We start from the raw sequence: 9255 nt of genomic DNA on the forward strand, positions 1-9255 counted from the left end.
TCTCGCGGGGCGGCCGCTCGACCTGCGCGAGCTGCTCGAACAGGCGCGCGCCGCCGGCGCGGCGATCCACGCCGACGCCTGGGGTGTGGAGGCCGCCGGTGCCTATACCGACGACAGCTGGGAGTGCGACCATTTTCTCCACGCCCAGCCCGGGATGCTGGTGATCGTCGCCGCCGGCAACGCCGGCCGCGACCGCAACCGCGACGGGGCTGTCGATGCCGGCACGCTGTACGCGCCGGCGAGCGCGAAGAACGTGCTCGCCGTCGGCGCTACCGAGGGGCCGGACGCCGGTATCGGCCTGCGCGGCGGCTGGGCGGCGCTCGACCCGGAGGGCACGCGCTTTCCCGATCCGGCGCAGCGCGGCGCGCCCGTCTCGGGCGATGCGGAGCGGCTCGCACTGCTGTCGAGCTGCGGCCCCACGCTCGACGGTCGCATCAAGCCGGACCTGTGCGCGCCCGGCACCAACCTCGCCGCACCGCGCAGCGCCGTGAGCCCGTCGCGCGGCTGGGGTCTGGCGAATCCGCTGCCCTGGTACCAGTACCTTGGCGGCACCTCGATGTCGACCGGGGTGGTCGCGGGGGCGGCCGCGGTGCTGCGCCAGCGCTGGCGCCAGGTGCTGGGCGAGGCGCCGGGTGGCGCCGCGCTCAAGGCCTTGCTGATCCACGGCGCGCGGCCGGTGCATCGGCGCGACGGGCAGGGCGAGGAGGACCGCCAGTGCGCGGGCTTCGGCCGCCTGTGGCTGGCCGGCAGCCTGCCCGGCCCCGATGGACCCGTGTTGCTCGAAGACCGGGTCGGCCTGGCGACCGGCGCATGCCGTCGCATCGACTGCAAGGGCCCGGGACGGCTGCGCGCGGTGCTGTGCTGGTACGACGTACCGGGCGAAGCGCTGATCAACGACCTCGACCTGGTGCTGCGCGACGCCGGTGGCACCGTGCATGCCTGGGGCAACCACCCGGCCGCTGCGGTCGGTGCTCCCGACCGTCGCAACACCGTCGAATGCATCGACGTGGCGCTCGGCGAGGGTGACTGGATGCTGGAGGTGCGCGGCGTGAATGTGCCGCTCGGGCCGCAGCCCTGGGCGCTGGCGACGAGTCCCGGGGTCATCGTGCCGGGTACGCCCGCGGTGCCGGGGACCTCGACGCTGCCCGCCGATCCGCTGCCAGCGCCGCAATGGCGGGTCGATCTGCCCTGGACGGCGGTGCGCGGGGTGGGGGCGAAACGCGGCATCGAGCTCGAGCGCTTGCTGCCCGGGGGGATCGGCGCGCTGTGCGCCGGTGTCCCGGATGCGGGCACGCTGGCCTTCCTGCCCGCGGCCTTGCGTGCGCACATCCGCAGCCTGGCTGCCTTCCTCGGCGGGCCGCCGCCGGCCGCCGCGATGCTCGCCGTGGCACATCCGACCCGTGCGCTGCTCGCCGATTCCCCCGAGACCGCCTCTGCCGCCGAATGGCAGGCCCTGGCCGCAGCGCTTTCTCCGTTGCTCGAAGCGCTCGACCGCAGCGTCGCCCGCGAGGTCTGCGGCGAGCGCTTGTTCCGATGAACCACTCACAAGGAGTGCATCATGGCTGACAACACCGAAAAACCCGGCAAGGGCAAGCCGACCCGGACCCAGGCCGGCGCGATGCCGGCGTCCGCCGCGCTGCCCGAGGGCAGCATCCTCTCGGCGGGGGCGCTGATCCCCGGCGGGGGGGGCGGCGTGCTGGCCAACGAGGCCGATGTCTCGGGCGAACTCGCCGAGCTGGCGCCGAGCTTCGGCGACATCCTGGCCTCGATCGGCCGCGGGGTCGCCGATTCGCAGACCGCCCTCGATCGTGGCCTGGTTGATACCGCGACCACCCTGTCGCAGTCGACCATCACCGTGGTCACCGACGTCGTCCAGGAACTCAACGACGACGGCCTGCCAGTACCGAGCGCGACCCAGCTCGTGACCGAGAGCGTGTCGCTGATCAACTTCGTCCGCCCCACCGCCCACCAGTGGAGCCACGTCGCGCTGCGCATGGACATGACGGTCGGCGCGGTCGACAACGAGCGCGGCATCAGCGTCAACAGCAAGACGAAGAGCGCTCGGGCGACCAACGTCGGCCTCTTCTTCGGCTTCCTCGGCATCGGCGTGTCGTCGTTCAAGGAGAGATCGACCTTCCGCTCCGAGGAGTCGGACTTCGAATCGAACTGGGCCGAGGGGCGCGTGCTGATGGACGCCCTGCTGCAGCCGCGTAACGTCGAGGGCTTCGACCCCCCGGCCGAGGTCTCGATCGGGCCGCAGATCTTCATGGCGCTGGGAAGCGTGCAGGAGACGCTGAACTCGGGCGTCGTCACCGCACGCGCCACCGACATCGTCATCACGGTGCGCAAGGCCAATGGCGCGGTGAATCCGAGCGTGACGATCGACGTCGACCCCGGCCCCTTCGACCTGTCCTTCGCGACCGCCGACGGCTTCACCGGCAACACCACGAACGCGGCCGGACAGTGCCGGATCACGCTGTCGCGCAACATCCCCAGCCCGCTGTTCCAGCGCCGCGTCCGCGGCACGGTGACCGCCACGCTGGGCCAGATCGAACGCAGCACGACGGTGTCGCTCTGATCGCCGCCCGCCACAGGAGAAACCATCATGCCTGATCTACTTCCTCCCCTCGCCCGTGCGCTGGCAGAGGATGCCAATGTCTCCGACGAACTGCGCGGCGCCGGCATCGCCTTCGGCACCCTGGTCGAGCGCACCGGCGCGGCCGTGGCCGCGACCCAGCTGCAGCTCGACACCTCGAGCGCGGCGACCGCCTCGGCGCTGGCGGCCACGCTCGTCAACGTGATCGCGGTGCGCGAGCAGGTGTTCCGCGACGACGGCACGCTCGACCATGTCACCAACCATGTGCGCCCCCTGCCGCTGATCAGCTTCATCGATCCGGTGTTCTACCAATGGACCAGCGTGCGCCTGCAGGGAGAGTTCTACGCGCGCGAGTTCGCGGCGTCCTCCGAGACCACGAGCGCGTATTCGGGCTCGAATTTCGGTCTCTTCGGCAGCGGCGTGTCGATGTTCTTCGGCCCCGGGATGGTCACCAGCGGGAGCGGGTCGGGGTCGACCACGACCACCACCGATGTATCCACCGACGTCTCGCTCGGTCGCATCCGCGCCAGTGCGCTGCTCGAGCCGCGCGACGACGTCGGCATCCCCAAGCCCAACCAGGTCATCCGCGGGCCGCGGCTCGCGCTCATCCAGGGCGAGATCGCCGACGTCATGGATGGCGGCGACCTCATCGGACGCACCATGAGCGTGCTGCTGCAGTACAGTCGTCGCAGTGGCGCGCCGATCGCCGGCAAGGCGCTGTCGGTGGAGAGCTCCGGCGTGCCCTGGCGGCATCTGGGCACCGGCGTCACCGATGCCGCGGGGCAGATCCAGATCGAGCTGCGGCGCGACTTCCTCGACGAGGATGCCGACACCACGCCGGCGAGCTTCGTGATCACCGCGCGCATCGGCCTGGTGAGCAATTCGGTCACCGTCACCTTCTGAACGGTCCGGCGCGGGGGCGGAATGCCCGCCTCCGCGCCGGCGGGAGAACCCATGGACAAGGCGAACATCGGTGCCGGCGAACTCGCCGGCCAGCAGGCCGTGGAGCTGGGCGAGCTGCTCGCGCGCACCGTAGTCTCGGTCGCCGCGGCGCAGGAGGCGCTCGACCGCCACGCCACCGATCGCCTCGACGCGATCGAGCGTGGCGACGAGGACGCGCCGCGGGTGCCGCCGCTGTGGTACACCTTCACCGAGGTGACGCTCGAGGTCGCGCTTTCCGCGTCGGTCGAGCGCGCGAGCGGGGGTGTCCCGCCGCGCCTGATGTCGCGCCCGGTGGATCCGCGCCAGGTCAGCCTGTACGGCTACCAGGCCTCGAGCAGCCTGATGGTGCGGCTGCGGCTGGCACCACGCCAGGGCATGCCCGACGTCTCGCCGCCACCCGCCTGAATTCCCCGCTTTCCTCCTCACGAACCCGTCCATCCGCCATGCCCATCGACCCCAAGGACCTCCGCACCGTCGCCGGCTCGCTGCTCGACCCCCGGCTCGTCGACACGATGAACCTGAAGCCTGTCGGCATCTCCAGCCTGGTGAACCTGGAGGGAAAGCTGGGCGTGTTCACCCCGGTGGCCGAGGACGGCAGCGGCGCCGACAACGCCGAGGCGGCGATCGCGGCGCTGCGCAAGGAGCTCGTCCGGCTCGAGAGCGAGAACGCCGCGCTGCGTCGCCAGCTCGCCGAGGTCGAGGCGGCGCGCAAGCGCAGCCCGGACGACTTCGCCAGCGCGGTCGCCCACACCCTGGACACGCTGCAGCACAAGCTGGCGCAGACCACCAACCCGGTGAGCCGCTTCGCGGTGCGCGAGATCGCGATCGACGCCCAGGTGACGGTGGACGTGTCGCCGCTCGGCACCCTCGAATACCGCTTCGTGCGCCCCGAGGACGACATCGATCCTTCCAAGCTGTCGCGCATCCGCCTCGACCTCGTGCCCCTGCCGCGCGAGGACGCGGGCTTGAGCGCCGGCCCCGAGTTCAGCCCCTGGGCCGGCGTGGAGGACATCGTCGGGGTCGGCGAGACCTGGCGCGGCGCGCTCAACCGCCAGCAGATCTTCACCATCGCCGACCTGCTGGTGGCGGGCTCGCGGCTCAAGTCGAGCGCCGAACTGGCCGCGCTGGTGGGGGTGGATCGGCAGAGCCTGGCCGAGTGGATGGGGCATGCCGAGCTGCTCTCGGTGCGCACGATCGATCCACGCGCCGCCGACGTGCTGTGGACGGTCGGGATCCGCTCGCTGGAGACGCTGGCCGCTGCGGCGACGGGCGAGATCCTCGAAAAGTACAACGCCGAGGTCGCCCGCCGCGGGCACAAGAGCCTCGCCCCGATCGACGCGGCGCAGGCCGCCTCCTGGATCGAGGCCGCGAAGAAGTACCACGGGCGGCCGCGCGAGGGCGGCTGAACCTGCCTCAGTCGCGCGCGAGCCAGTCGAGCAGGCCGTCCATCAGCGCGTGGGTCGCGGCGAAGTGCGCGCCGGCTCGCCCGAGGATCGTCGCCTCGTCCTGGATCCAGCGCGCCGGCACCAGCTCGCCGCGGCAGTTGTCGACGATCGCGCGCAGGCTGGATTCGGTCATCTCGAGGTGGAACTGCAGGCCGATCGTGCGCTCGCCGAGCTGGAAGGCCTGGTTCCTGCACGCCGCGCTCGAGGCGAGCAGGCGCCCGCCCGCGGGCAGCTCGAAGGTCTCGCCGTGCCAGTGCAGCACGGTCGCTTGCGCAGGGAAGGGGAAGCGCGGCGGGGCTTGCTCGGCGTCTTGTTCGGCGCCGCTGGCGGCGACCTCGAACCAGCCGATCTCCTTCTCGGCGTTGCGATGGACGCGGGCGCCGTGCGCGCTGGCGATCAGCTGCGCGCCCAGGCAGATGCCGAGCACCGGCCGGCCGCGCGCGACCACCTCGGCGATGAAGCGCTTCTCGGCAACCAGCCAGGGGAATTCGGCCTCGTCATTGACGCTCATCGGCCCGCCCATCACCACCAGCACATCGACCGCGGCCGGGTCGGGCAGCGCCGACTCTTCCCAGAAGCGGGTCGAGCCGATGCCCGCGCCGCGCGCGGCGAGCCAGTCGCCGATGTGGCCGGGGCCTTCGAAGGGGACGTGCTGCAGGATGTGGGCTCTCATGGTGTGCCGGGGCGGTGAGGTGGAAGGGGCGAGGTGGAAGGGGTGGAACATTCTAGCAGCCTGTCGGACTACCCCCTGTAAAATGCCGCATCGCCCCCGGATCCTGAGAGCATGAGCCGCTTCCGCCCGATCGACCGCCAAACGGACTACCTGCTGCCGCCCTCGGTACAGGAGTGGCTGCCCGAAACGCACCTGGCGCGCTATGTGGTCGACGTGGTCGAGGCACTGGACCTGTCGGCGCTGGAGCGGGCGTATGCGGGGCGTGGGAGCGATGCGTACCACCCGGCGATGCTGCTGTCGCTGCTGATCTACGGCTACGCGACGGGGACGCATTCGAGCCGCCGGATCGAGCGGGCGACTTACGATTCGCTGGCGTTTAGGTTCATCGCCTGCAACCAGCACCCGGACCACGACACCCTGGCGAGTTTCCGGCGCCGCTTCGGCGAACAGTTCGCCGAGCTCTTCGTGCAAGTGCTGCAGGTCGCACGCGAGAACCAGCTCTCGCGCTTTGGCACGGTCAGCCTGGACGGCACCAAGCTGCACGCCAACGCCTCCCGGCACAGTGCGCTGTCTTACGGGCACGCGCAGAAGATCGAAGCGCAGCTCAAAGCCGAGGTGCAGGAGATGCTCAAGCTGGCCGAGGCTGCCGACCAAGGCAATGTGCCTGAGGGGGTGGATTTACCGGCGGAGATCAAGCGCCGCGAAGACCGTCTGGCGGCCATCGCGACGGCCAAAGCCAAGATCGAAGCCCGCGCGAAGGAACGTTTCGAGCGCGAGCAAGCCGAGTACGAGGCGAAGATGGCCCAGCGCCAGGCCAAGCAGGCGAGCACGGGCAAGAAGCCCGGTGGCAAGCCCCCCAAGCCCCCGCAGACGGGGCCACAGGCCGAGGATCAGATCAATCTGACCGATGAAGACTCGCGCATCATGAAGGTGGCGGGCGGTGGTTTCGAGCAGTGCTACAACGCGCAAGCTGTGGTCGATACCGAATCGATGCTGGTGGTGGCGCCCCACATCACCACCGCCGGTAACGACAAGGAGCAGGTCGCGCCGATGCTCGAGTGCATCCAGGCACTGCCCGATGGGCTCAATCAACCCGCGCGGCTGCTGGCCGACACCGGCTTTTACAGCGAACGCAACGTCCAGCACTGCCACGACGCCGGGGTCGAGCCGCTGATCGCAGTGGGGCGCGATGCGCATCATCCGGATTGGCGCAGCCGCTTCGAGGAGCCCGCACCGCTCGAGACGCCCACCTCCCACGTCGAGCAGATGAAGCACGCCCTCAAGACCCAGACCGGTCGCGCCGCCTACGCGCTGCGCAAACAGACCGTCGAGCCGGTGTTCGGCATCATCAAGTCCGTGATGGGTTTCCGTCAGTTCCTGCTGCGCGGTGTTGGCAACGTGCGCAACGAATGGACGCTGGTCTGCCTCGCGTGGAACTTCAAGCGCATGGCCGTATTGCGTCTGCAGTGAGAAGAAACGACAGGAGCATGGCGATTTCACGCGAAAAAGGCGCTTTCGGCTCTGAAATGCCGATTATTTTTCACATCATGAAAACCCGCCTGCCGGTACGCCGTCCGCCGGCTTCAAGTCCGACAGGCTGCTAGAAGCGCGAACCCGGCTGGCGCAGGAAATCGGCTTCCTCCGGGCTCGTCTCGCGCCCGAGCGCGGCGTTGCGGTGCGGGAAGCGGCCGAAGCGCTCGATGATCTCGAGGTGGCGGCGGGCGTAGTCGAGGTAGCCGGCGAAGGCCATGCGCAGCGCGGGCTCGACTGCGGCAGCGAGCGCGTCGAAGCGGCGCACCGCCTCGCGCTGGTCGGCGAGATGCTCGGAGTGCTCCAGCGGCAGGTACAGGAAGACGCGCTCGATCGGCCGCAACTCGCCGTCGAGCCCGCGCGCGAGCGCCTCCCTGGCCCAGCGCAGCGCGAGCACGTCGAAGGCGAAGGCCGCGGCCTCGCCGCGCCAGATGTTGCGCGGGAACTGGTCGGTCAGCAGGATCAGCGCCAGGCGTCCGCGCAGCCCGCCCAGCCAGGCGTCGAGCTCCCCGCCCGCGGCGCGGCCCACCAGCGGCGCGAAGCGTGCGCGGATCGCGGCATCCACCTCGGGCTGCTTCTTCCACCACAGCGCCGACTGGCGCTCGATGATGGCGTCTTCCTCGTCCTCGTCGGCCGCGGGGCCGAACCAGAAGGCGTGGATCGTGGCGGGCGTGTCCATGCGGGGCTCCGGGCGGACGATCGGGGTGGGCCAAGCATAGCCCAGCGCGCTGCGATGCGGGCTGCGCGGGCGCCGGATCCTCGGGGCGCTCGCGTCGAGCGCGAAGGGACTTCGTGGGAGCGGGCTTGCCAGCGAATCTGGCGGCCGGACCGCTGCGTTCGCGGGCGAGCCCGCTGCTACGGGGCAGGCGACGCCCCGGTCTTGCTGCCGCGCACCCGGTCCGCGCGGATGGCGCAATAATCCCGCCATGCCCAGCGAAACCGCCTCCCCCGCCGCGCTCTCCACCCTGCGCGGCCTGCTCCCCTTCCTGCGCCCCTACCGCGCGCGCGTGGCGCTGGCCTTCGTGCTGCTGTGCCTGGGCTCGGCGGCGATCCTGGTGGTGCCGCTGGCCTTCCGCGACCTGATCGACGCGGGCTTCGGTGGCGTCTCCGCGGGCGGCGCCGCAGCGCGCGAGGGGGCCGGGCTGTTCGGCGCGCAGGGCCTGGACGGCCGCTTCGTCGCGCTGTTCGGGCTCGCGGTGTTCTGGGCGGCGGCGGTGGCGGCGCGCTACTACACCGTGTCGTGGATCGGCGAGCGCGTCACCGCCGACCTGCGCAGCGCGGTGTATGCGCGCGTGCTGCGCCAGTCGCCGCAGTATTTCGAGACCCTGCAGACCGGCGAGGTGCTCTCAAGGCTCACCGGCGACACCACGCTGGTGCAGACGGTCGTCGGCAGCTCGATCTCCCTGGGGCTGCGCAGCCTGTTCCAGTTCGTCGGCGGCATGGTGATGCTGGCGGTGACCAGCGTGCAGCTCTTCGGCCTCATCTTCGGGCTGATGGCGCTGCTCGCGCTGCCGATCACGCTCATCGGCCGGCGCGTGCACAGCCTCTCGCGCGAGGCGCAGGACCGCATCGCCGACGCCTCGGCGCTCGCCGGCGAGATCCTCAATGCGATGCCGACGGTGCAGGCCTTCAGCCAGGAGGCCAACGAGGCCGCGCGCTTCGCCGCGCGCGCCGAGACCGGCTTCGCCACCGCGGTGCGGCGCACGCGGGTACGCGCGGCGCTCACCGGGCTGATCATCGCCGCGGTGATGGGCACGATCATCTTCGTGCTGTGGATCGGCGCGCGCCAGGTGCAGGCAGGCGCGCTCTCGGTGGGCGAACTCGGCGCCTTCGTGATCTACGCCGCGCTGGTGGCGGGCGGCGCCGGCACGCTGGCCGAGGTGTGGGGCGACGTGATGCGCGCCGCGGGGGCGACCGGGCGGCTGCTGGAGCTCCTGCGGGCGGAGCCGGTGATCCGGGACGTGGAGGTGGTGGAGGGCGCGCGGGAGGACGGAGGTGGAGGTTCGCGGCTGCCGCCGCTCCTACAGGAGAACCCGCGTCGCACCCCCCCTGTAGGAGCGGCGGCAGCC

At 71.1% G+C, this 9255-nt stretch carries 9 protein-coding genes; 7 read left to right on the top strand and 2 right to left on the bottom strand.

Going from position 1 to position 9255, the window contains the following annotated elements:
* The 5 genes from C667_RS16590 to C667_RS16610 all read left to right on the top strand — a co-directional run.
* A partial coding sequence (locus C667_RS16590) for a S8 family serine peptidase (protein WP_004370575.1) occupies positions 1 to 1537 on the top strand: 1537 nt, incomplete at its 5' end.
* Between the two features lie 21 nt (positions 1538 to 1558).
* On the top strand, positions 1559 to 2578 hold the full coding sequence (locus tag C667_RS16595; RefSeq protein WP_004370576.1) for a hypothetical protein: 1020 nt from the start codon (positions 1559 to 1561) through the stop codon (positions 2576 to 2578).
* 27 nt (positions 2579 to 2605) lie between these two features.
* On the top strand, positions 2606 to 3499 hold the full coding sequence (locus C667_RS16600) for a hypothetical protein (protein ID WP_039921900.1): 894 nt from the start codon (positions 2606 to 2608) through the stop codon (positions 3497 to 3499).
* 51 nt (positions 3500 to 3550) lie between these two features.
* On the top strand, positions 3551 to 3943 hold the full coding sequence (locus tag C667_RS16605) for a hypothetical protein (protein WP_004370578.1): 393 nt from the start codon (positions 3551 to 3553) through the stop codon (positions 3941 to 3943).
* Positions 3944 to 3981: 38 nt separating this feature from the next.
* Positions 3982 to 4944: a DUF4332 domain-containing protein gene (locus C667_RS16610; protein WP_004370580.1), complete on the top strand. Its 963-nt coding sequence runs from the start codon at positions 3982 to 3984 to the stop codon at positions 4942 to 4944.
* A 7-nt stretch (positions 4945 to 4951) separates the two neighbouring features.
* Here C667_RS16610 and C667_RS16615 read toward each other — a convergent pair whose 3' ends face one another.
* Positions 4952 to 5656, bottom strand: coding sequence for a type 1 glutamine amidotransferase (locus C667_RS16615; RefSeq protein WP_004370583.1), 705 nt, complete (start codon positions 5654 to 5656; stop codon positions 4952 to 4954).
* Positions 5657 to 5767: 111 nt separating this feature from the next.
* Between C667_RS16615 and C667_RS16620 the strand changes: the two genes are divergently transcribed.
* The gene (locus C667_RS16620; protein ID WP_004356467.1) at positions 5768 to 7126 is read left to right on the top strand and encodes an IS1182 family transposase; all 1359 of its coding nucleotides are present in this window, start codon (positions 5768 to 5770) and stop codon (positions 7124 to 7126) included.
* 130 nt (positions 7127 to 7256) lie between these two features.
* Here C667_RS16620 and C667_RS16625 read toward each other — a convergent pair whose 3' ends face one another.
* Positions 7257 to 7865: a DUF924 family protein gene (locus C667_RS16625; protein ID WP_004370584.1), complete on the bottom strand. Its 609-nt coding sequence runs from the start codon at positions 7863 to 7865 to the stop codon at positions 7257 to 7259.
* Between the two features lie 247 nt (positions 7866 to 8112).
* On the opposite strand from C667_RS16625, the gene C667_RS16630 reads away from it, so the two are divergent.
* A partial coding sequence (locus C667_RS16630; RefSeq protein WP_004370585.1) for an ABC transporter transmembrane domain-containing protein occupies positions 8113 to 9255 on the top strand: 1143 nt, incomplete at its 3' end.

Origin of the sequence: Thauera phenylacetica B4P, assembly GCF_000310225.1 — a bacterium.
Taxonomy (GTDB): Bacteria; Pseudomonadota; Gammaproteobacteria; order Burkholderiales; family Rhodocyclaceae; genus Thauera; species Thauera phenylacetica.